The following is a 21,889-nucleotide window of genomic DNA, read 5'->3' as shown; positions in this document are numbered from 1 at the left end:
TATTGTGCAAAATGTACCGTAACTATTTTAATAATAGGCTCTGGTAGAGAAGGCTTAGTAATATGTAACAGAAGTAAAGGAACACAATGAAAAACATAGTAACTTGCCAATGGCTAAACGAGCACTTAAACGACCCAAAGCTGGTTATCTTTGATGCTGGCATGGTGCGCCCAGGTAAGCTGGGTGAGTATAAACCGCAGGCTAAGTTGCCAAATGCACAGCGTTTTGACTTTAAAAAGCAATTAGCCGATCAAGACAATCCGCTACCGCATACCATGTGCAGTGCGGAGCAATTTACTCAGCAGATGCAGTTAATGGGGGTTGATAAAGATTCCTTAGTTATCATCTACGAAGACCAAGGCTTATTTAGTGCTGCAAGAGGTTGGTGGATGTTTAAAGCCATGGGCTTTGATAATGTCAAAGTACTCAGTGGTGGCCTTGCTAAGTGGCAGTCGTTGGGTTATTTAACGCAAATTGAATATAGTCGCCATTATCATAAAGGTAACTTTGTTGCCAAACCGCGAGTTGGTTACTTTATTGATGCGGCTGCAGTCTTTCAGGGCATAGATGATGAACATACCGTACTACTTGATGCACGAGGTTATCAGCGTTATTTAGGTGAAATGGCAGAGCCGAGAGCTGGGATGCGCAGCGGCCATATTCCTAATAGCCGCGCTTTACCTTTTGTTGAATTATTGGATGATGGCGAAGCAAAACCATTCGTTGACATTAAAGCTGCTTTCGAGGCTGTACTTGGCGATCAAGCAGATCTGCAAACTACCTTGCAATTTAGTTGTGGCTCCGGCGTTACTGCATGTATCTTGGCGTTATTTGCCGATGAGTGTGGATATGAAAATCTGCATGTTTATGACGGCTCATGGAGTGAGTGGGGCGGCCGAGACGAACTACCTATCGAAACGGGTCCCTGTCCTTCGCGTTAAACGCAAATCCGTAGTGCTGCCAGTAATCAATGGCTTTTTTATTGAGAGGCTGGCGTACTTGTACTTTGCTTGCTGTTGCCGACGGGCTATGTTGTTTATGAAAATCCAGACACTTAACTTGCCAAGGTAAATCACAAAAATCATAGAGCTGTTGCGTGCTTGTGATTGGCTCTGATACTAATGTTTCGTATTGCATAATCATCACATTATCCGGGTGTTTTGCTGCAAAATGATTTATCAAAGAGCTGTAATCTTGATAAAAACTATCGATGTCTTGCAGGTTATAGCTATAGTGATGAAACGCACTGGCTGGGCTGTACAGTTGGCGGTAATTAGCTATACAGCTAGCTTTTCGGCCTCGTTGCATGCAAATGATTTTAGCCTTCGGGAAAGCCGCTAAAATTAAATCGATATAGTAAAAATTAAATGGCTGTTTGTCGCAGCTGCGTAGCTGTGGTGCTACTAGTTGACTAATACGCTGTTTATACTGACTCAACTGCGCCATTAACGCAGCATTTTTATATGCATCATTGAGCACCACGCTATTTAATGCCTGAGCATTATTACCTTGGCAAAGCTGGGCAATATCATTGAGTTCACCAACACCTTGCACCAAATCTGATTGATTCATTATTTTTTCTAGCAAAGTAGTCCCTGAGCGCGGCATACCAACAATAAATATCGGGGTAAAATCGCTGTCGCTTAAGGGCGGCGTATACTCGTGACTTAAGGTTATTAGTTGCTGGCAAAATGCTTTGTGAGCTTGCGCATCATATTTTACATGCTGACAGATCGCTTGCTTACTTGTAGTAAAGTGGGCAAAGGCTTGCTTATAATCAGCGCAGTGCTCGTAATTGAGTGCAATCGCATGGTGCAGAAATTGTTGCTGCATCGGCGTTTTAGCGTATTCGGTTAAAGTTAACAGCTGTTGTAAATGCTGCTTAGCCTGCTTGTTATTGTTAAGTTCAGCGAGCGAGTAGTGAGCTTGAAGATGCTGCGGATGTAACTCTGTAAGTGTACGCAGTAGCTGTATAGCATCATTCAATTGCCCCATGATTTTATAGGCCACAGCTAAGTTATAACTTATTTGCGGATTGTTAGGGGCTTGTTGATAGGCCCGTAATTGCCACTCGAGCGCCAGTGGATAATGGCCTAAACGAGTCAGTACATTAGCAATTAAATCGCATTCAATAACTTCATAATATGGATGTTTTATTGCTTCAGTTATATATTGCTGCGCATCTAACAGCTGCCCGCGCAGTACGGCAAACTTGGCTGAGTGAGCAAAATATAAAGGTAGGGGCGTAATACTAATCGCTTTGTTTAAGAGTTTATTTGCTTTGCTTATATCATTTGCTGCAACATTTACTTGCGCCAGCAAAAAATAGCTAAAGTGATCATCTGGTGTGTTTTTAATATTACTGATCAGTAATAAATGCGCGTCATTAAGCTTGCTATGATTAATAGCGTGCTCAATTTGTTGTTGTAGGTTTTTTTGTATCGATGTCAGCATGGCAATAAGCATAAAAGCCTTGGCGTAAAACACCAAGGCTTTTTTAATTTATAGATAACCGTTATTACAGTTCAAAGTTATACGTAAACTTCATGCCGATAGTACGCGGTGTTGTAGTGTAGTGACCATACACACGTTGTAGTTCAGGAAGTTCTTTCGAATCAATCCAAGACTTATCTCGACGTACAGAGGTGAACGCGTACTTATCGAATAAGTTATCAACATAGAGAGTGGCCGACCACATATCACCGGTTAGCTTGGCAGATAAGTTACTCAAGGCATAGCCTGCAAGCGTTTCACCATCAGCTTTTAAGCCAATTTTAGTGATCGTATCGCTCTGTGCTGTTATACCGTAATTTACGCTTAAAAGTTTATTATCTAATACATCTTGTTCGTAACGCAGACCAAACGAGAATTGATGCTCAGGCGCACCTGGCAAGCGGTCGCCATCTTCACCGCCTTGTACTCCTGCACCAAATACATCAGGAGAATCTTCAGTTAATTGCGCTTTGGCATAAGCGTATGTGGCATAAGCAGTCCAGTTATCCGCGATGATTGCACGGCTTGAAACTTCAACCCCTTTAGAGTTAGCAGTAGCTGCATTTGAGGTAATCAACTCCTGACCATTTACGGTTGTGCTACCGATTTGCGCGTCTTTCCAATCAACATTAAATAATGCCGCGTTAAAGTGTAGGCGGTTTTTAAACCAGCTCGATTTAAAACCAAGTTCATAATTTACAGTGGTATCAGGTTCATAACCAATTTCATTTGGTAGAGCACAGACAATTTGTTGTTCAGGTAACACATCAGGGCAAGGAGCTAGGCCGTTGCCACCACCAATCCTAAAGCCTTCACTAACGGTAAAATAGGCTAGTACACCAGTTTCAAAAGTGTAATTAGCGTTAAATTTAAATAAGTTACCGTTATCACTGGCGCTCGTATTCACCATTGCAAGTTGATCTAATGATGAAAAATCACCTGAATACAACGGTGTGGCTGAGCCTGAAGTAGTGGATACATCATATTCGTAAAAACGCGCACCAAGGGTTACATTGAATTGATCGGTAAACGCATAACCTACTTCACCAAATAGTGCTTTTTCAGTGGTTTCAGAGTCACTGACTAAAATATACTCGAGATCTTGTTGTAGATTAGGAATATCATCGCCCCAAAACTCAGTTAAACCGGGTGTGTATTCGCGATCGTCTGAGTGAGTTTCAAGCTTGTTGTAGTAACCACCGACAATCCAGTTAAAAGCACTATCAGAGTTAGACACTAAACGAATTTCTTGAGTGAAACTATCACGTTTTGATGTATCCAAGGTTTGCGCAACAAACGCTGGAAATTCTGCATAACCAGTCCATATGTCGTAAAGCAAATCAGTTTGATCACGTTGTCCAGATTGCTCATAGCTTGACCAACCAGAGGCAGATACAAGTTCAGCAAAACCTAAATCCGCTTTAATTTCCAAGCTTAATAAGTCGTTTTCTTCTTCACCAGGCTCAAGTATCCGCGCGGCATTTTCATACTGGCCAACCATCCCTTGTAGGCCACTGCTGTCACTTAATGAATTATATTGCGATGTAGAATTACCGCCATTTTCTTGTTTTTGATAAAAATAGTTTAGCGTTGCCTCTACAGCTTCATTAGCTTGCCAGCGAAGTGATACACGACCTGTGGTAATTTGCTCATCATTTACATCACTGACACTGCGCAAGTTAGCACTGACATCTTGTGGGTTGGTAAAATCAGGGTTTGGGTTTGATACGCCTGGGTTTTGTACTACGAAGTTATAATCGATATAACCTGGGTTGGTGTAGTAATTGACGCTAGCGCGAATAGCCAATACATCGTCAATTAACGGCGTATTAAATACTAAACCCAACTCACCGCCAGTGCCGTCACTTTCGTTTAAGCTAAACACATCACCAGTGACTTGGCCTTCGGTAATATCGAGCTGAGGTTGTTTTAATAAGTAACGAATTGCACCACCTAATGTTCCCGCTCCGTATAATGTACCTTGTGGACCGATAAGCACTTCAACACGGTCTACGTCTGTTAAACGTAAATCAATATTAAGTGGAATCTCACCCACGTAAGTGGCAACTGTACCACCATCAGAAATACGATCTGAAGTATTGGTATTTAAGCCACGGACAATAATTGGTGAACCTTCACGGCCACCTTGATCAGAAATAGTTAAACCTGGCACCCAGCGTGCCACATCTTCAAGATCACCAATGTTTTGATCTTTGATCACATCACCATCAAGGGCGGTAATATTAAGTGGTGCCTCTTGCACTGAGCCCGCACGACGAGTCGCGGTAATTTGAATTGTTTCTATTGCTTTGTCTGCTTGGGTTGTTGACTGCGCAGCAGCAAGATGGTGGCTATTAAATAAAATAGCAGAAACAGCTGATGCAAGAAGTGCTGGCCTAAAGGTGTTCATGTTCATTTTCCGAATAAGTTACAGTGATTTTATGCTTAAAAATCAACCTGAGGCGATATGTTAAGCAGATTTTCTGGATGTTTTATGAATTTATATCCAATTATAGTGTATTTTTATTCTGCCAGTCATGCGTTATTTGCAGCTTTATGCCATTATTTTGAATAAATACTCTATACGTTTTTATAAGGACAGTTTTTACAATTGTTTTTACAGCACTTTCCACGCTTTAAGAAGAACCAGCGGCTGAATACCATATAATTGTTTTGCATTTCATAATCGAGGTGCTCGATTAAATTGGCGTTAGTCTGAAAGGACTTTGCGAAAGTAAGCTGCTCTTTGAGAGGCCGCAGGTAAAGGGTACTTAGAAACTGATTAATTTTAGCCAAGGTACACACTCGGCATAAACAACTGGTGGTTGTGTTATCAAGCGGTAAAATAGCAGGCAGTTCATTGCACCAACATGTATCGATATCATCAACATTACAGGTGAGCGAAGCTTTACATTGTGAACAGGCTAGGGTTGTCATTAGATATTGGGTCAATTTTTAAAATAATCATTAATAGAATAACAGATAAACAAATATGAACAGAGCACAAGCGTTAGCAGAATTTGCCACCTTCGGCAAAAATAAAGATCAAGCCATTGGCATTATTGTTTCATCATTGACAGGTGATCAAAGCCCAGCTTACATATTAACGCTCGAAGCCGTACTCAATGTGCTCACTCGATGCCTTGCCGGCGAAATAGATTTAGACGACCTAGAGCTGTGGGCCAATGTTTTAGAGTCAAGAACCGACATAGACCACAGCGCCGTCGAAGGTGTAATTTATGCTTTAAGCAACAGCGAACAAATGGGCGAGATAGATAATAGTAAAATTGAGAGGTTAGTTGGGTTATTGATAAACTAACCATTTGCCTAGATTGTAGTGTTAAAGTCTTGATGTATTCTGATAAAGTACAAAATAGTAAAATATATTTTGTGGAATCTATAGCATGTATCTGAATAATAAAATGGCTTTATCAGGCGGTGAGGCTTTAGATCTGTATCTACAAGGAAGAGAGGTATGGAATGAATGGGTTGAAAATAACCCTGATGCAAGTATAAATTTCTCAGGTATCAATTTTTCAAAATATAAAGGTGATAGTCAACTCTCAGCTGATTTTAGTGATTTTCATTTCCCAGGTGGAGTTGTAGATTTCAGTAATACAATTTTTGGAAATCACTTAGTAAGTTTTACTGGGGCTATTTTTAATAGTGTTTATGTTCTATTCAATAACGCTAATTTCGGCAATGGCGGTGTTAATTTCTTTTCTACAAAATTTTTGAAAGCGGGTATGTGTGTGGAATTTGACGCTGCTAGATTTGGTCGAGGAAATATAAACTTTGACGAAGCTAGCTTTAATTGCAATAAAGTTAGTTTTAAAGGGATTTCTAGTAAGAAGGGAAACCTAAGCTTCCTTGGCACTACATTCAATACACACTTTCTGAATTTTGAGTCAATGACTGTAGATGGAGAGTTTAGGTTTCTGCACATAAAAGGTATTGATAAAATACAAGGAGTTTCATTCAAATATTCCTGCTTTAAGCGCAGTTTTGATATTTCAAATAATAAATTTAACTGTGTAATTGATTTAACTCAAACAGCAATGAGTAACCATTGTAATTTAGAAGGCGTTGTATGCGCACCTAAAGAATTAACAAATCATCGGTTTATAAGGAAAACATGCAATAAAGATAATATCGCTCGATTTAGGCGGTTAAAAGAGTTAGCTGAAGTCAATAAAGATCATGATCGTGCTTTAGACTTTCATGCATATGAAATGCGCAGTAAACGAGGACATGAAAATATCACAAAAAGCGGTCTTTTCTTGGATATTACTTTTGATTGGTTAAGTAATTATGGGCGAAGTGAGCTGAGACCATTTTTGGCTTTAGTAGCGGTTTGGCTTTTATTTACTGTGCTGTATTTTATTTCCTCTCCTGAAACTGTAATAGGCTTAAATGGTCATTGGCAAAAACTAACCGAAGCTCTTTCGTTTTCTGGTGGTCAAATAATGCCTATTATTCCGGACAGTAGGTTAGCCAGAAATGAGGGAGTTGAAATATTATTTAAAGGTGATTTATCTCCTTTACTACACCTAGCAACTTTTTTACAAAGCATCATTTCTTTATTAATGCTGTTTCTTATAGGTTTAGCGCTTAGGAATCGGTTTAGAATTTAAATATCTAGGGGCTATAAATAACTAAATGTAAGATAAAAGCCGCGCTTGATTTAACAAGCGCGGCTTTTATTTTATAGCTTAAAACTTATGACTTACAGCTATTACTTATGGTATCCCAAACAGGTCTCTACTTCGTTTTTAGAGCCTAGAATCACTGCTACACGCTGGTGGATGGCGTCTGGTTGTATATCCATAATACGCTCAGTGCCTGTTGATGCGATGCCGCCAGCTTGTTCGATTAACATGGCCATTGGGTTTGCTTCATAAAGTAAGCGTAGTTTGTTTGGTTTGTTTGGATCTTTAGTGTCGGTTGGGTAGGTAAAAATACCACCGCGACATAACACGCGATGAACATCACCGACCATGGCGGCAATCCAGCGCATGTTAAAGTTACGCGCTCGTGGGCCTGTTTCGCCAGCCATTAAGTCATTTATGTAGTTTTGCATCGCAGGCTGCCAATGGCGTTGATTTGACGCATTGATGGCGTATTCGTTGGTCTCTTCTGGTACTTGGGCAAAATCTTGAGTTAATAAGAAGCTGCCGTGTGTTTTATCTAGCGTGAAGAAACGTGTACCTTTGCCAGTCGTTAATGCAAGCACTGTAGATGGGCCATATAATACATATCCCGCAGCGACTTGGCTTTTACCCGGCTGCATAAAGATACTTTGATCTGCAGGATCTGAGCCTTCAGGCGCTTTCATTACTGAGAAAATAGTACCAACCAATGAATTGATATCGGTATTTGATGAGCCATCAAGTGGGTCAAACGCAACGATATATTCTGCATTCGGGTTGCCAGCTACAGTGTAGTCTTCTTCTTCTGAGGCTATCGCTTTTACGTAGCCTGACTCCAGTAAAATATCTTTAAGTAGTTGGTTGGTCAGAACATCGAGTTTCTTTTGTGTTTCGCCTTGAATGTTTTCATCAAGCGTTGAACCTAGTACACCGGACAGGGCACCTTGGCCGACGCGGAACGAAATTTCTTTACAGGCCGCTAAAATCGTTCTGATCAATGAGATTAACTCTCTAGGGCAACCGTCTTCAAGTAATACCGGAGGTAGTCTACGCATTCTATTTTCCTGATAACGTTATGGGCCATGATAATCATAGGGTGAGAGGGATCATCACAGCAAGCGCTGAATTTCGTCTTAAATAACTGTATTTTAGGTGCAACATCCTATACTGGACACACCTTAACCGTATTTAAAACGCGAATAACAAAGATAAGATTATGCAAAAAATACCATTGATACGTTACATACTCTTTACTGTGTTGCTAACTATGATAACCCAAGCGCACGCAGCAATTAAGTCTATTAATGATTTTACTGAACAAATGAATCATTTTCCGGGCTACTTCTCTTTTTATTACGACACTCAAAACGGTAAAATTTATTTAAAAGTTGATAAACTCAAGCAGCAATTTTTATTACAGCAAAGCTTGCCTTATGGTGTCGGCTCTAACGATATTGGCCTTGATCGCGGCCAGTTAGGCAATACGCATCTAGTACAGTTTGAGCGCTTTGGCGATAAAGTGATGTTACGGGCTATTAATACCTACTACCGTGCAAATACCAGCAATAAAGCCGAACAAAAAAGTATTCAAGAAGCCTTTTCATCAAGTATTTTAGCGGGTTTTAAAGTGGTTGCACAAAGCCCGCAAGCTGTATTGATTGATTATACGCCCTATTTACTGAGCGATGTGCATGGTGTGGGTCGAACGCTTGCTGCACGTAAACAAGGCAATTTTAGCCTTGATGAAAGTCGCAGTGCAGTAAATATGGATCGCTCAAAAGCGTTTATGAAAAATACTGAACTTGAAGCTGTGCTGACATTTAATGGCACTCAACCGGGTGAGTATATTCGTCAGGTCAGTGCTGACCCTTACGCATTAACCGTGCATATGCATCACTCTTTAATACAGTTACCTGATGATAATTACACGCCACGTGCGTTTCATCCGCAATCAGGTTATTGGAGTATTGAACATAAAGATTATGCCGCGCCATTAAGTGAATCAATGTTGGTACGTTATATCCCGCGTCATCGTCTAGCGAAAAAAGACCCAAGCTTACCTATTAGCGAACCCGTTGAGCCGATTATTTATTATTTAGATCCTGGTGTACCAGAGCCGGTAAAAACAGCGTTACTCGACGGCGCAAAATGGTGGGATGATGCGTTTTCTCAAGCGGGTTATAAAAATGCATTTATTGTTAAAGTGTTACCAGATAACGCCGATCCTATGGATGTGCGTTATAACGTGATCCAGTGGGTGCATCGTGCAACGCGCGGTTGGTCTTATGGCAGCTCGGTGATCGATCCGCGTACAGGTGAGATTTTAAAAGGTCACGTTACATTAGGCTCACTGCGTGTGCGCCAAGATATTTTAATTGCTGAAGCACTTGCAGCGCCTTATTTAGAAGGTAATGAAGTGGCAAAAACGTTACAAGCAATGGCACTTGATCGTATTCGCCAGCTCAGTGCTCACGAAATTGGTCACACACTTGGTATTGCACATAATTTTGCAGCCTCGGTGGCCGATCGTGCGTCTGTTATGGACTACCCACATCCATTAGTTGGCTTTAATGATAAAGGTGAGCTTGATGTGAGCCGAGGTTATGCACAAGGTATGGGGCAGTGGGATACGCAAGTTATAAAGTACGGTTACAGTGATTTTCGTAACCTTGATGAAGATGCAGAACTAAGCGCAATTTTAGCGGATAACCAAGCTAAAGGGCTGGAGTTTATTTCTGATAGTGATGCACGAGCGCAAGGTGGCGCGCATCCAACAGCACATTTATGGGATAACGGCAGTTCGCCAAGTGAAGAGTTATTAAGAGTGCTTGATGTAAGACAACAAGCACTCGCTAAATTTGGTATTAACAATATCAAAGAAGGAACGTCACTATCTCAGCTAGAAGAGATGCTGGTGCCGCTGTATTTATTCCATCGTTATCAGGTCGAGTCTGCTGTAAAACTGATTGCAGGTGTTGATTATGATTACGAAGTACGTGGTCAAGGTATTTTAAAAGGTGCACAAGTTGTTGCAAAGGCAACTCAACAGCTCGCTTTAAAGGCCATCTTAGCTACCCTAAATGCTGACAATTTAGTATTACCAGAATCAGTGTTAGCGCTAATTCCACCCAAGGCCTATGGCGAATCTAAAAGCCGAGAAAGCATTGTTGGCCGCACTGGCTTAACTTTAGATGCAATGGCGCTACCCGAAGTGGCTGCACAACATAGTTTAGCGTTATTGCTAAATAGCCAACGATTAAATCGTTTAGCACAGCAACAAGCGCGCAGTGATGCATTTTTTAGCTTAGATGAATTGCTTGCAAAAGTTTATCAGCAGGTGTTTTTGATTCAGAGCAAAAAAGGCATGGCAGGTAAAATCACTCAGCGGGTGCAGTTATTAACAGCAAAGCAGTTTGCTGATTTAGTCGCCAGTGATAAAGTTGCTCCAGAGGTGCAAGCTCAGTTGCGTTATTACTTAGTAAAACTGAGTAAGGCGTATCAGCAAGAGTCTTTACTTAGCAGTGCTGATGTTGGTGAAAGTGCGTTTAAGCAATACTTAGCCGATCAAATTAAACAGTTTCTGGCTACCGGCAATTGGCCTACAAATTTTACTGCATTACCAATTCCACCAGGATCACCAATTTAAATGTTAACTACAAGGCCCTAGAAGCTAGGGCCTAGTTTCTCTTGCATAAAACTGGTTTTTTGTTAACCTAGCCGCCTTCCATTTTTAGTCTTTTTGAGGTGTTTATGGCGTTTTTATCTCGTTCGATATTGGCGATGTCCATAGCACTATCAAGTCTTAATGTCAGCGCTAAAGCCGTGTGCGAAGTAGAGCTAAGGCATGGTTTGATCATCACTGATGATGTCATTCGTATTGTTGATAAGGGCCAAACCCGCGTACAAATAAATAATGATAATCAACTATTTATCCGTGGCTATTGGATTGATCTAACGTCAGATGAAACCCTAGTGTTAAAACAGTTTAGCGCGGGTATTCGCGATACGGTGCCTGAGTTGGTAGAGTTGGCAACTGACGGTGTTAATCTTGGCTTAAGTGCGATAGAGCAAGTTGTTGAAGGTATGTCGGACAAAGAGTCGGAAGTGCTAAAAACGCAACTGCAATATGTTGAGCGCGCTTTAATGGATAAATTTAAACGCGGTGATGATTTCTTTTTTATTGCCCCACAATCACTATCCAAAATTGATGATTTTTTTACCGAAGAGATCAGTCAAAAAATTCACTCTGCCGTGCATGGCTCTCTCGGCGCTATTTTAGTTTCTCTAGGTGATGCATTTAAGTCCCGCGAAGGTAATATTGAAGATCGTATTAATGACATGGGACAGCGCATGGATATTATTTCAAAAGAAATCGATAAGTCACTGCAGAAAAAAGCTCAACAGTTAGAGTTAAAAGCCTCAGAATACTGTGAATGTTTAAACTCGCTTGATGTCACCGAATCACGATTACAAATGATAGTACCAAGTATGGCTGATTTTGATTTAGTACAAATTAAATCTTAACTTAATCAATTCAATTAAAAAGCCCGCGTAATTAACGCGGGCTTTTTAATTTTAGGTAACCAATTACTAGGATCTAAACTTGCCTGTTTCAGCTTCTAAATCGCTCGTCAGTCCTTTTATCAAGTCCGTTGCAGCATGGGCTTGATGCGATAGGTCTGCGGTCTGTGAGGCGGTGTCAGAGATGGTCACAATGCGTCTTGCTGTGTCTTCCCCTGCATCGAGCTGCTCTTTAGCTGCAATGGCTATTTGATGGCTCATTTGTGCGATGGCACTCAAAGATGCAGCAACACGCTGCAACTCTTCACTGGCATCTTTAGATTTCGCTACGGTTTGTTCACTGGTGGCAATACTTAAGTTAACTGAAGTTTTTGCATCTTTCGTGGCGGATTGTAATTTACCGATCATAGTACGAATTTCTTCTGTGCTAGTTTGCGTGCGCTGCGCTAGTTGACGTACTTCATCCGCAACGACCGCAAAGCCTCTTCCTTGTTCACCAGCACGGGCAGCTTCAATGGCTGCATTGAGTGCTAACAGGTTAGTTTGCTCGGCAATACTTTGAATAACAGTAAGCACATTTGCAATATTATTTACTTCATCATCAAGGAGTTGGATGTTATTACCAGCGCTGTCAATTTGTTGCTCTAAAAGAGCTATGGTATTTGCTGCCTCAGCAGTTAAATGACTGGCATTTTGTCCTTGGCTTTCGGCTTCTTGTACTGAAAAGGCGGCTTGCTCGGCATGCTCAACCACTGTTTGCGCAGAGGCTGTTAGCTCAGTGATAGCTGATGCGACCATATGGGTTTCTTCGTTTAGGCTGCGGGTCAGTTTATCAAGCTCAGTTGAGCGGGATTCGTTATCTAAACTCTGATTTTTTAGACTATCAGTAACATCTTTAATACTGCCAACTACACCCCGTAGCCCTTGTTGCATATAGTGCATGGCAGCAATAATGCTTTCAGGTTGGGCGTCAGTACGAATATGCGAATTTAAGTTGCCACGAGAAACTTGCTTAACAATACCAATTACCTCAGTGACTTCACCGCCTAACGCGTTGCTTAAAGAAATACCAAAGCGAGCAATTGCAGCAGTTAAAGCAAGGGCAATAAGTAGTGACAAGCCTAGTAACCACTTAGCGGTATTCCAGTAACGCTCATCAACTTCTTTTTCGCTGATCCCGGTACCAACATACCAACCAAAGTAAGGGGTTTTTTGTACCACAGAGGTTAGGTCAACGGTTTCACCATCACGGACAGAATCCCAATGATAAGTAATAATTTTGTTGGTTTGATTACCGACTAATTGTTCAACCATACGACCAATACTGTTACCGCTGGCATCTTTGAAATCATTAAAGCTGGTGTTGTGTAGCTGCGGATCGTGAGGTGTAGCAATAAAGTCGAGTTTATCATTCACTACGTAGACATATTCACTGTCGTGGTATTTGTTTTCACGCAACATTTGCGTGGCAAAGTCACGCGCCTGTTGCTCGGTTAGTTGCCCATTTTTAGCAAGTAACTCAAATTGCTCGACAATATTTGTCGTGCTTTTCATGAGTTGATTGATACGGGCAATATTATCGTTTTCACTAGCGTGACGAAGAGATTGTAAGCCCAGTAATGCTATAGCATTGAGTGCTATAAACATTGCTCCAGCGAACAAGATTATTTTAGTTCTTAATGCTAAACCTGACAGCACATCGAGCCCCTTATTATTGTTATGACCATGATTTTCTACCATGTTTGTCGGCTAGATGTTAGCTTTAATTAACAATAATAACGGAATTAGACGTGACTTTTACTCAAGTTTCCACTGTAGGTAATTTAAAGTAAAATTTCTGCTGCGCTTAAGAGTCGATATTCTCCGCTGGCAAGGGTCTCATCAAGCTCGATATTTGCTACTTTTTCTCTATGTAATTCAACTACCTTATTACCGACTGCGGCGAGCATACGTTTAACCTGATGATATTTACCTTCGCAGATCGACAAACGCATACGGTATGTGGCAAGTTGCTCTGCAATTGCGGGTCTGGTTAGCTCTTTTTCGTTGTGTAATTGCACCCCTTGGCGCAGTTTTTCCAGCGCATCATCCGTTAGAGGTTCTTGTGTTTCAATCAGGTAAGTCTTAAATTTGTTATGTTTTGGGGAGGTGATTTTATGTGACCAATCGCCATCATTGGTAATGATCACAAGCCCAGTTGTATCGAGATCAAGCCGACCTGCAACATGAAAATCACTCATGTTAGGTTCATCGAGTAAATCAAATACCGTTGGGTGTAACTCGTCACTGTTAGCGCATACATAACCGACCGGTTTATTCAGCATATAATAGCGTTTACCTAGAAAAACTAGCGGCTTACCTTGCCATAATACGTTATCTGTCGCTGTGATTGGATGATCATAAGCGCTGATCACCTCGCCATTTACGCTGGCATCTTTACGCTTTATTCCTGCTCTCGCTTTGGTGCGTGGCGTTTCTGCTAGATGGCTAATAAATTTATCTAGGCGGCAAGGGAATTTCATTGGGTTCACACTTCTAGTCGACTACAATGGCGGCGAGTATAACGGATCGTGATAACGCATGACAGTACACAGCGGACAAATATTAGCATATTATCAACAGCAAATAGCCACCGGTAAATTGCAATTTGATGATGCCCAATTAGCGGCGGTGAATGCACTAGACAATCTCGCAATTGCCATTGATAAACCGCATCATTGGTGGCAAAAATCGATATCTTTGCAGGGCATTTATTTGTATGGACCTGTTGGACGGGGTAAATCGATGCTAATGGATGTGTTTTTTGAGACTGTAGCTATTAAACAAAAAACACGGTTACACTTCCATCATTTTATTGCTCAAGTACATACTCGCCTAGGACAGTTGCAAGGGGTTAAAAACCCGCTGGATAAAATAGCCAATGAGTGGTCAGAAACGCTGAGACTAATTTGTTTTGATGAGTTTTTTGTCTCTGATATTGGCGATGCTATGATCATGGCTGGGTTATTTAAAGCCTTGTTTGCCAAAGGCATCGTTTTGGTTGCTACGTCAAATTGTCAACCTGAGCAGCTTTATTATAACGGCTTGCAGCGAGCGCGCTTTTTACCCACCATAGCGTTAATTAAAGCGCATTGTCATATTATTAATGTCACTGGCACTGTTGACCACCGATTTCGTTTTGGAAAGCACGCGACTCATTATTTTAACAGCTCGGCTAACTCTGAACTGGATGCTGATTTTTTGGCTTTCGCAGATAACTTACAAACAGCAACTGATATTACTATTTACGGGCGTAAACTAGCGTGTTTAAGGCTCAGCAATAATGCCATTATGTTTGATTTTATGGCGTTGTGCTCAGGCCCGCGTAGTACCGCTGATTATATTCATTTAGCAAAGTACTATCAGCGTGTATATATTTGTAATGTACCAGTAATGGGCGCTGCGGCGACAGGTAAGCAAATAGTGCATGGTATTGAAGATAGCTATCAGCGTGAAAAACAAGATTTAAAAGAACATACACTAGACGATGAAGCGCGACGCTTTATTGCTTTAGTGGATGAATTTTACGACCGTGGTAAGTTATTGATACTGAGTAGCGAGGTTGGCATTGCTGATTTATATCAAGGTCAAAAGCTGGCATTTGAATATGCGCGTACAGAATCTCGGCTAATAGAAATGCAAAACTGGTAGTCACTCTATCATTACTCTCTACTTATAAGTGAGAGTTGCATTCTCTTTATCTGTAGTAGCTCATATCTGATTTTGCAGTTTTGACGAATAGGTTTAGATTTAACCTGACAGGCAGCTATGAGCGAGAAGCAGACGGTCGAGTAAACTCGTTTTTGGACAAAAGCTTGTCAGTGACATTTCTAATTTAGAATATTACGGATAATCTCAGGTATTGTGATTATTCGTAATACTGTCTATTCGACATTCATTTGTAGCGTAAGCGCATCATAAACCCCGCATTCTAATCGTCTAGCCCGAATAATAAGATCAAACCTCCATGGCTTTACTGCTCAAGCGCGGACTCGCCAGGTGCCGCACTCCCTAATGTGAGACATATCGTCTTGTATGACTATCAAAACAGTCGCGCGAGGTCGTGCCCTGTAGCCTTCTTGGGCGACTATGATGGGTATCTGCAAACCGATGGCTATGTTGTTTATGATGGGCTTCATCTCGTCACCAATGTCGGTTGCTTCGCGCATGCTCGGCGCAAGTTCATGGACGCGAAAAAGCTTCAAAGCAAAGGTAAGTCAGGCAAAGCGGATAAAGCGCTAGCCAAAATCCAGAAGCTCTATGGGATAGAATCCCGCTTAAAAGGTGAGCCTGCGGAAAAACGAAAAGCAGAACGCCAGCAGCATGCCAAACCGATACTGGATGAGCTTTACGAATGGATGACAACTCAACAAGTGCTTGAGTCTAGCCCGCTGGGTAAGGCGATAAAATACACGCTCGGCCAATGGCCGAAGCTGATCCGCTATATCGATGACGGTCACTTATCGATAGACAACAACCGAGCTGAACGCGCAATAAAACCGCTGGTTATTGGGAGAAAGAACTGGCTCTTCTCGACCAATCCCAATGGAGCGGAAGCGAGCGCGATGCTTTACAGTATCGTCGAGACAGCGAAAGCCAACGGCCTTATCCTTTACGACTACATGGTCAAGTGCATGCAGGAGTTAGCGAAAGCTGAACCTGATATCGATGCACTCCTGTCTTGGAACTTCAAACACTAACAATATCGCCCCGTGGGATCATGGGGCGCATACTCTTTTTCTGGTCATGACGCCAACTTGTTGAACTAACATTTGTAAAACTCACGCTCAATAAATGTGCCAATTACCTTGTCATGTATTTCTTCAGATTTAGAGAAACCAATGGTTTTGCGATTTAGCCGTTTTAATCGCGTTCTCAATGTTAGATTTTGCCGTTCTATACGTTGAGTAAAAAACTTCCCGGTAATGTGCTTTTCTGCTGGAAGGTTTGAGGCGTAAACCTTGAAGTCATCAGTACAGAAGAAGTTGATTGTAAATGGTTTTAGGAGCATCAATAGAGCTTGAAATGTTTCTTCACTGCGACGACCAAAAGTATGGGCGATGATCCGATTAAACCTTGGTTCCCAAGCATACCAAAGCCAACGTTGGTTCTTTTTGTTTTGAACAAATGATCATTGCTCATCGACCTCACAGATAAGCTCAATTCTAGCATTATCAAACGGGACTGTAGTTACTTGTCTTGGTTGGAGTTTTTTAGTGTTCTCAATACGGTATTAAATCCCACTTTCAGCACTCTGGCAGTATCACGTAGACCTGCGTTATTCATGGCCATATCTACAATTTGTTCTTTCACACCAGGATGATAATAATGTGTAGCTTAAAACCGAAAAACCAACCTATTGTCCCTTTACCGCGTTTCGCAACACCATCAAAACACGATGTCTTGGTATCCTAATGTTATGACAAACTTTTATTGATGTTGAATCGACAAAAGCTATCCCTGTTGGCTTTCCTTTTAATGAGCTGAAGTAGCTACAAAGTGGAACAAGTACTGTTGGCATCAATTCCAGAAAGCGAGTGTAACTCAATAGATTAGGGAAATAGTTACGCCAGTATCTTGCAACAAAACCAGTGTAGAAGTTCTTGAAATCACGGTGATTTGACTGATGAAAGCAGATAACTATGGTCATAATTTCGCTTGTCGACATTCGAGAAGCACGTTTACGCTTTGCTAGTCCCATCAGCTAGTTGAAGCTTCTCCCACTCAGGAATGAAAACTGAACAAAAATCATCGACATCACAAAAAACATCAACTAGCTTATCCATAAAGCCCACCATGTTTGTGTTCAAATCGTTTTTAGTCGAAGGATCTGATCGCAAGGTGGGCTTTTAGTTCATTTTTTATCCCGAGCTCAGGTTAAGGAATATTGAAATTCCTTACCATGAAGGTAATAACGCAGATACATCATGATAATATCCGATGGATAATGTCGACCTGAAAAGTTAAGTCCCATATTAATAATGCTCCGTTATTGTAACGTTGCATTATCAAAATATCGCTTTGCGTCGTCAACTTTGCGACAGAACCAAATTAGCCGCCAAATGAACCCATTTTTGATACTAATGAACCCAAGCCATTAAAGCGTTTATCATAGTATTCTACTAACCAATTAGTGATTAGATTATCGCTATGGCTAGAACCTGAGTCTGGACTTGAACTTATAATACTGTTGAAGTTAATATCACTAGTTTCTTCTTGTGGTACTCCGATTCCCATCATAGAGAGACCAAATAGATATTCGTCCACAGTGACAGATTCGCGTGACTCATCCTTCAATATATATTCATACATAGGCGTTGGTTGTGCATTGTGGGATAGGTTATAGACGTTGTTCGCATATTCCATAATTCTTCCAATGCGTCCTGAATCTGGATTGTTATCTTCCACGTTTAATTCCTGTTGATAAAATGGGATTGTCAGTTTTTGATATGCGTCTATCGAAATATAGTTGAAGGTTGTAGTAATATCACCATTGCTATGATAATCCCAAACATAACTAATTTTTGGTGTATATGAGTAGTTCTGGAGTGGTTTTTTAACTGGTGGTGCAGGACATGCAGAGCATTGTCCAGAACTTATGGCATATGTTTTTACCTCTTGGAAGTTTGTGTTTTCTTGATCGGTATAAGTGATAACAAATGTACCGATTGGAGAACCAATAGAGGGGTCATCAAAATCAATACCATCAAGAGGTGATAAGGCAGCAGCGATGGTGTTATAGAGACTACCGAGAATGCTAGCGGTAGCATGCATTGCATCAATACGCTGTTGATTTTTATGTATCATAGATATAAGTTTAGTGCCAATCCTGAACTTATTAACTACTGTGGCGCGACCATGTTCATCTCTTTCAGCGACGACAAGAACCCATTTTCCTGACATTGGGAATGTGGGTGACTCTGCTTTGGCACTAAGTGAGTATGTTTCTGCAATCTGATCTTTGGTACCGGTTACACGTTCACGCCCTTGGCTAAATAGCATTATGGCCTTTAAACGTTTTCTCCCATTAACATTTTCATACTTAAAATAATGAGAACCAACAATTGAATTGTAGATAGTATCTCCATCGTTTCCACTATCAGTGCTTTTGAATAGCATATTGACAGCAGATAGTTCGTCACTATTGTAGGAGAATTTGTATGACATCTCATTTGGCATTACATTTCCAAAGATGTCTGCTCCTTTAGGCTTTACGATTATTTCATCTTGAGTCCAACTATTTGATGCAAAAGCATTAATACATGCTGAAGACAACAGTATAGCTATGGTAACTTTTTTAATAGAAAACTTCATACTATAACTCCTTAAGTTGTTTTTATGAGGCTCTTCGCATACGACTAGCAAAAAGGTTTGGTTGTGCCACAAAGTTATTACGAAATACAAATGTACTGATTTCCAGATATAATTAGGCTGGAACATAGGCCTGTTTCGCTTGGGAGACGTCAACATCTACAACTTTGCCTGCTGGCGCATAAGAGCCTGCTGTTATGATTAGGTGGTCGAAGGTACCGATGGTTTCGAAGTAGTGGTACACCGATTGTTCTTCACTGATGTCTAATCCTGTTTTGCGACTGGCAACGTATACGATGGAGCCTTCACTCTCTAGTTGTTGCCCCAATGCCTGATGTGCCACCTAATACGACGTAAGACGTTTTCTCCGCTGTCATAACTTGTTTCTCTAATGTCGTTTTTATGAAGCTAGTATATTAAATTGAGTGAATGTGACAATTAGGTAATATTCGAATTCACTTTTCACTTCAGCCGGAATAATAAAGCTAAAGGAGAGGCCGTGGACAAGTTTTCTAATATGACGATGTTTGCCTGTATCGTTAAGAATAAAGGGTTAGCAGCAGGTAGAGAGTTAGGTTTATCTCGGATTTGTTGCCTAATTCAGCGTAAGAGCGAATGCTAGCTAAATCGTGCGTATTTTAAACAATATACTGAGTTTCGGGCATACCTATCCCAGTTAGCTTGTTGAGTGCTTTGATCATGGCGTAGGTCTCACCAACTTGTGCGTTGTAATTTCGAAGCTTGAGTGAAGCTCCTAGTAGTTGTTTTACACGATACATAGCGGTCTCCGACAATGAACGCTTATGGTATCCATACTTCTGTTTCCATTTTTTGTTCGAGCCATAGAGCTTTTGGCAGCCAACTGCCATATTGCGTGGATGCCCTTTTTCCCAGAAAGCTGCACCCTGATTAGAGGTATCGCTTTCTTAACCCTAATCGCCCTGTGACACACTCTTGTATCGTATGCACCATCTCCCGAGATTTCCTTGATAGTTCGGCGTGTTTGCTTGAGTAGATTGGGGAGTACTTCCGCATCTGTCACACCTGATAGTGTTAGCTCAGCGGCGATAATTTCGTGTGTATCTGTATCAACCGCAAGATGGTGTTTACGCCAGACTCGACGCTTGTCATCGGTTCCATGTTTTTTCACTTTCCATTCACCCTCACCGTGTACCTTGAGACCAGTTGCATCGATGGCTAGGTGTTGGATAGCGCCTCGTGTTGAGGTTTTGAAATTAACCTCAACATCCTTAGCTCGGCGACTTATACAGGTATAGTGAGGGCAAACCAATGGGACGTTCGCCAATCTAAAAACAGAGTCGATAAAGCCTTGTAGCGCCCTTAATGGTAAGGAAAAGATGCGCTTTACCATGAGAGCCGTCGTGATAGCGAGATCACTAAACATCCTTGGTCTGCCACGTCTTTCCTGTTTTGGTTGTTTCCACTCAGTTATGGCCTCCTCGTCAATCCAGAACGTCAGTGAACCTCTGTTGATCAAGGAGTTATTGTACTGCTTCCAGTTAGTTGTGTTGTAACGAGGTTTAGGCATGAGGCTACGATGATTGATGGGTGTAGCCGATCAGATCGTAGTTTCTTGATTTAGTTCCATCGATTTATGCAACAAAGCCGTACGAAGTAGGAACTTACCCCCGTAATACAACATGGGGACTCACAACGAACAGTACTAGAAGAATGGATAAGTTTCAGTAGGGGAAAAACTCATTAACAGGATGGGAATGAGTAAAAGGCCTAAGCAACTTTGGGGCACTTTCGAGTTAGAAAGTGCTATGGGCAAAAACTCAGCCTATGAAGGTTTTGGACATAAAGTTAGTGCGGTTACTTTATCTTATCGCTTTGCTAAGTGGGCTTTGAACTCGGGTTCTAAGAAGGTTCGAAACCATTGATGAGCGGGATCGTGATGATGCTTTGCGTGCCAAAGTAAATAGTATTTATGCGCAGGCAAATCAAATGGCAGTGGCTTTATGCAAAGAGCACGCTGCTTGGCATATTGTTCAACTAAGTGGCGTGGTGCGGTAATGATGCTGTCGGTTCGACATAGGGTTTCTAGGGCTGATGGAAAAGAAGGCAGTTTGGCAAAAACACGTCGCTCTATCGAGTGAGACGATGTGGCGAGATCCACTTGGCGGTGGCGTTCGCTAATGCCGTTGACCAAAATATGTTTGGCATTCAAATAGTCTTCAACCGATATTGAACGATGACGAAATGGATGTTGGTCTCGACACACGATGACGTAGTGATCTTGGCCGATTTCTTTTCCATAGAGATTTTCTGGGATCTCTTCCGCCGTGACGGCGACTAAGTCAATCTCTTGCGCAGCGAGTTCTTTAAGCTGTTCTTCTTGCCATAACACGCAACTGATATTGGCGTTGGGTGTTTGTTCTTCTAGCTTTTCACACAGTAACGGCAATATTTCCGGTGCAAAAAATGGGGTTAACGCCAGCGAAAATTGGCGTTGGCACTGTGTAGGATCGAATTCTGCCGAAAGATAAAGTGAATCAATTTGCCTTAGTAGTTGCGGCAATTGCTGTTTAAGGCTTTTGGCCCGTTCGGTTAGGAGGTATTGATTCCCTTCTCGGATCAAAATCGGATCTTGGAAGGCCTCACGGATCTGGCCTAACGTTTTACTCATGGACGACTGGGTGACATTGAGCGCTCGCGCTGAGTCGGTCAAATTTCGGGTCGTGAGCAATGAGTCCAATGCGGGCAGCAATTTGTAATTATTCACTGGTTTTGGTCGCCATCTTTTTAGTTATTGAACCGTTATAGCACAGCAAACCAAGGTAAATCAGCACAGGCATGAAAAAAATTCACACTTGTGTGTCGTTTTATCAATTATGGAAATGTTCTTGAGTTGG

At 41.5% G+C, this 21,889-nt stretch carries 15 protein-coding genes and 4 pseudogenes; 7 read left to right on the top strand and 12 right to left on the bottom strand.

Annotated elements, in window-relative coordinates:
* Positions 1-86 precede the first annotated feature (86 nt).
* Complete coding sequence (locus H5232_RS04230) at positions 87-941, top strand: sulfurtransferase (protein ID WP_182718334.1); 855 nt, start codon at positions 87-89, stop codon at positions 939-941.
* Here H5232_RS04230 and H5232_RS04225 read toward each other — a convergent pair.
* From H5232_RS04225 to H5232_RS04215, 3 genes are all read right to left on the bottom strand, one after another.
* Positions 910-2,454 (bottom strand): tetratricopeptide repeat-containing sulfotransferase family protein, encoded by a 1,545-nt coding sequence (locus H5232_RS04225; protein WP_259398499.1) that lies wholly within the window; start codon positions 2,452-2,454, stop codon positions 910-912. The genes H5232_RS04230 and H5232_RS04225 overlap by 32 nt on opposite strands.
* Positions 2,455-2,518: 64 nt before the next feature.
* Complete coding sequence (locus H5232_RS04220) at positions 2,519-4,903, bottom strand: TonB-dependent receptor (protein WP_182718332.1); 2,385 nt, start codon at positions 4,901-4,903, stop codon at positions 2,519-2,521.
* Between the two features lie 170 nt (positions 4,904-5,073).
* Positions 5,074-5,430, bottom strand: coding sequence for a DUF5522 domain-containing protein (locus H5232_RS04215; RefSeq protein ID WP_182718331.1), 357 nt, complete (start codon positions 5,428-5,430; stop codon positions 5,074-5,076).
* Between the two features lie 55 nt (positions 5,431-5,485).
* Between H5232_RS04215 and H5232_RS04210 the strand changes: the two genes are divergently transcribed.
* Together H5232_RS04210 and H5232_RS04205 are read left to right on the top strand one after the other, a co-directional pair.
* A complete protein-coding gene (locus H5232_RS04210; RefSeq protein ID WP_182718330.1) occupies positions 5,486-5,812 on the top strand; it encodes a hypothetical protein in 327 nt (108 codons plus the stop codon).
* Positions 5,813-5,897: 85 nt separating this feature from the next.
* Positions 5,898-7,127 carry a hypothetical protein gene (locus tag H5232_RS04205; protein WP_182767278.1) on the top strand — a complete coding sequence of 410 codons (1,230 nt, stop codon included), beginning with the start codon at positions 5,898-5,900 and terminating at the stop codon, positions 7,125-7,127.
* Positions 7,128-7,228: 101 nt separating this feature from the next.
* Here H5232_RS04205 and H5232_RS04200 read toward each other — a convergent pair whose 3' ends face one another.
* Positions 7,229-8,197, bottom strand: coding sequence for a class 1 fructose-bisphosphatase (locus tag H5232_RS04200; RefSeq protein WP_145234740.1), 969 nt, complete (start codon positions 8,195-8,197; stop codon positions 7,229-7,231).
* Between the two features lie 161 nt (positions 8,198-8,358).
* On the opposite strand from H5232_RS04200, the gene H5232_RS04195 reads away from it, so the two are divergent.
* Together H5232_RS04195 and H5232_RS04190 are read left to right on the top strand one after the other, a co-directional pair.
* Positions 8,359-10,788 (top strand): zinc-dependent metalloprotease, encoded by a 2,430-nt coding sequence (locus H5232_RS04195; protein WP_182718328.1) that lies wholly within the window; start codon positions 8,359-8,361, stop codon positions 10,786-10,788.
* Between the two features lie 104 nt (positions 10,789-10,892).
* Positions 10,893-11,666 (top strand): YggN family protein, encoded by a 774-nt coding sequence (locus H5232_RS04190; protein ID WP_149983146.1) that lies wholly within the window; start codon positions 10,893-10,895, stop codon positions 11,664-11,666.
* Positions 11,667-11,732: 66 nt separating this feature from the next.
* On the opposite strand, the gene H5232_RS04185 is transcribed toward H5232_RS04190, so the two are convergent.
* Together H5232_RS04185 and rsuA are read right to left on the bottom strand one after the other, a co-directional pair.
* Complete coding sequence (locus H5232_RS04185; protein WP_182718327.1) at positions 11,733-13,403, bottom strand: methyl-accepting chemotaxis protein; 1,671 nt, start codon at positions 13,401-13,403, stop codon at positions 11,733-11,735.
* An 83-nt stretch (positions 13,404-13,486) separates the two neighbouring features.
* Entirely contained in the window at positions 13,487-14,185 is a 699-nt protein-coding gene (rsuA, locus tag H5232_RS04180; RefSeq protein WP_182767276.1) for a 16S rRNA pseudouridine(516) synthase RsuA, read from the bottom strand.
* A 58-nt stretch (positions 14,186-14,243) separates the two neighbouring features.
* Here rsuA and zapE point away from each other — a divergent pair, with 58 nt between their 5' ends.
* The gene (zapE, locus tag H5232_RS04175; protein ID WP_182830581.1) at positions 14,244-15,353 is read left to right on the top strand and encodes a cell division protein ZapE; all 1,110 of its coding nucleotides are present in this window, start codon (positions 14,244-14,246) and stop codon (positions 15,351-15,353) included.
* A gap of 317 nt (positions 15,354-15,670) precedes the next feature.
* A pseudogene (gene tnpC / locus H5232_RS04170) lies at positions 15,671-16,402 on the top strand (IS66 family transposase); the annotation flags it as partial.
* A gap of 65 nt (positions 16,403-16,467) precedes the next feature.
* Here tnpC and H5232_RS04165 read toward each other — a convergent pair.
* The 6 genes and pseudogenes from H5232_RS04165 to H5232_RS04140 form a co-directional block, all read right to left on the bottom strand.
* Positions 16,468-17,021, bottom strand: a pseudogene (locus H5232_RS04165) (IS1 family transposase); the annotation flags it as partial.
* 2 nt (positions 17,022-17,023) lie between these two features.
* Positions 17,024-17,488, bottom strand: a pseudogene (locus H5232_RS04160) (transposase); the annotation flags it as partial.
* 265 nt (positions 17,489-17,753) lie between these two features.
* A complete protein-coding gene (locus tag H5232_RS04155; protein WP_038898430.1) occupies positions 17,754-19,016 on the bottom strand; it encodes a hypothetical protein in 1,263 nt (420 codons plus the stop codon).
* A 112-nt stretch (positions 19,017-19,128) separates the two neighbouring features.
* Positions 19,129-19,341, bottom strand: a complete 213-nt coding sequence (locus tag H5232_RS04150; protein WP_220493354.1) for a hypothetical protein — start codon at positions 19,339-19,341, stop codon at positions 19,129-19,131.
* A 310-nt stretch (positions 19,342-19,651) separates the two neighbouring features.
* Positions 19,652-20,562 (bottom strand): annotated as a pseudogene (locus H5232_RS04145) (IS5 family transposase).
* 297 nt (positions 20,563-20,859) lie between these two features.
* Positions 20,860-21,759 carry a LysR family transcriptional regulator gene (locus H5232_RS04140; protein ID WP_182717227.1) on the bottom strand — a complete coding sequence of 300 codons (900 nt, stop codon included), beginning with the start codon at positions 21,757-21,759 and terminating at the stop codon, positions 20,860-20,862.
* Positions 21,760-21,889 lie beyond the last annotated feature (130 nt).

This window comes from Pseudoalteromonas sp. SG41-5 (assembly GCF_014164495.1).
Classification (GTDB): Bacteria; Pseudomonadota; Gammaproteobacteria; order Enterobacterales; family Alteromonadaceae; genus Pseudoalteromonas; species Pseudoalteromonas rhizosphaerae.
This window is presented reverse-complemented; position numbering and strand designations above follow the sequence as displayed.

Bases quoted from the DNA above. Each gene is read 5' to 3' on its own strand.
- H5232_RS04230 (WP_182718334.1), top strand. From the start codon at position 87: ATGAAAAACATAGTAACTTGCCAATGGCTAAACGAGCACTTAAACGAC.
- H5232_RS04225 (WP_259398499.1), bottom strand. From the start codon at position 2,454: ATGCTGACATCGATACAAAAAAACCTACAACAACAAATTGAGCACGCT.
- H5232_RS04220 (WP_182718332.1), bottom strand. From the start codon at position 4,903: ATGAACACCTTTAGGCCAGCACTTCTTGCATCAGCTGTTTCTGCTATT.
- H5232_RS04215 (WP_182718331.1), bottom strand. From the start codon at position 5,430: ATGACAACCCTAGCCTGTTCACAATGTAAAGCTTCGCTCACCTGTAAT.
- H5232_RS04210 (WP_182718330.1), top strand. From the start codon at position 5,486: ATGAACAGAGCACAAGCGTTAGCAGAATTTGCCACCTTCGGCAAAAAT.
- H5232_RS04205 (WP_182767278.1), top strand. From the start codon at position 5,898: ATGTATCTGAATAATAAAATGGCTTTATCAGGCGGTGAGGCTTTAGAT.
- H5232_RS04200 (WP_145234740.1), bottom strand. From the start codon at position 8,197: ATGCGTAGACTACCTCCGGTATTACTTGAAGACGGTTGCCCTAGAGAG.
- H5232_RS04195 (WP_182718328.1), top strand. From the start codon at position 8,359: ATGCAAAAAATACCATTGATACGTTACATACTCTTTACTGTGTTGCTA.
- H5232_RS04190 (WP_149983146.1), top strand. From the start codon at position 10,893: ATGGCGTTTTTATCTCGTTCGATATTGGCGATGTCCATAGCACTATCA.
- H5232_RS04185 (WP_182718327.1), bottom strand. From the start codon at position 13,403: ATGGTAGAAAATCATGGTCATAACAATAATAAGGGGCTCGATGTGCTG.
- rsuA (WP_182767276.1), bottom strand. From the start codon at position 14,185: ATGAAATTCCCTTGCCGCCTAGATAAATTTATTAGCCATCTAGCAGAA.
- zapE (WP_182830581.1), top strand. From the start codon at position 14,244: ATGACAGTACACAGCGGACAAATATTAGCATATTATCAACAGCAAATA.
- H5232_RS04155 (WP_038898430.1), bottom strand. From the start codon at position 19,016: ATGAAGTTTTCTATTAAAAAAGTTACCATAGCTATACTGTTGTCTTCA.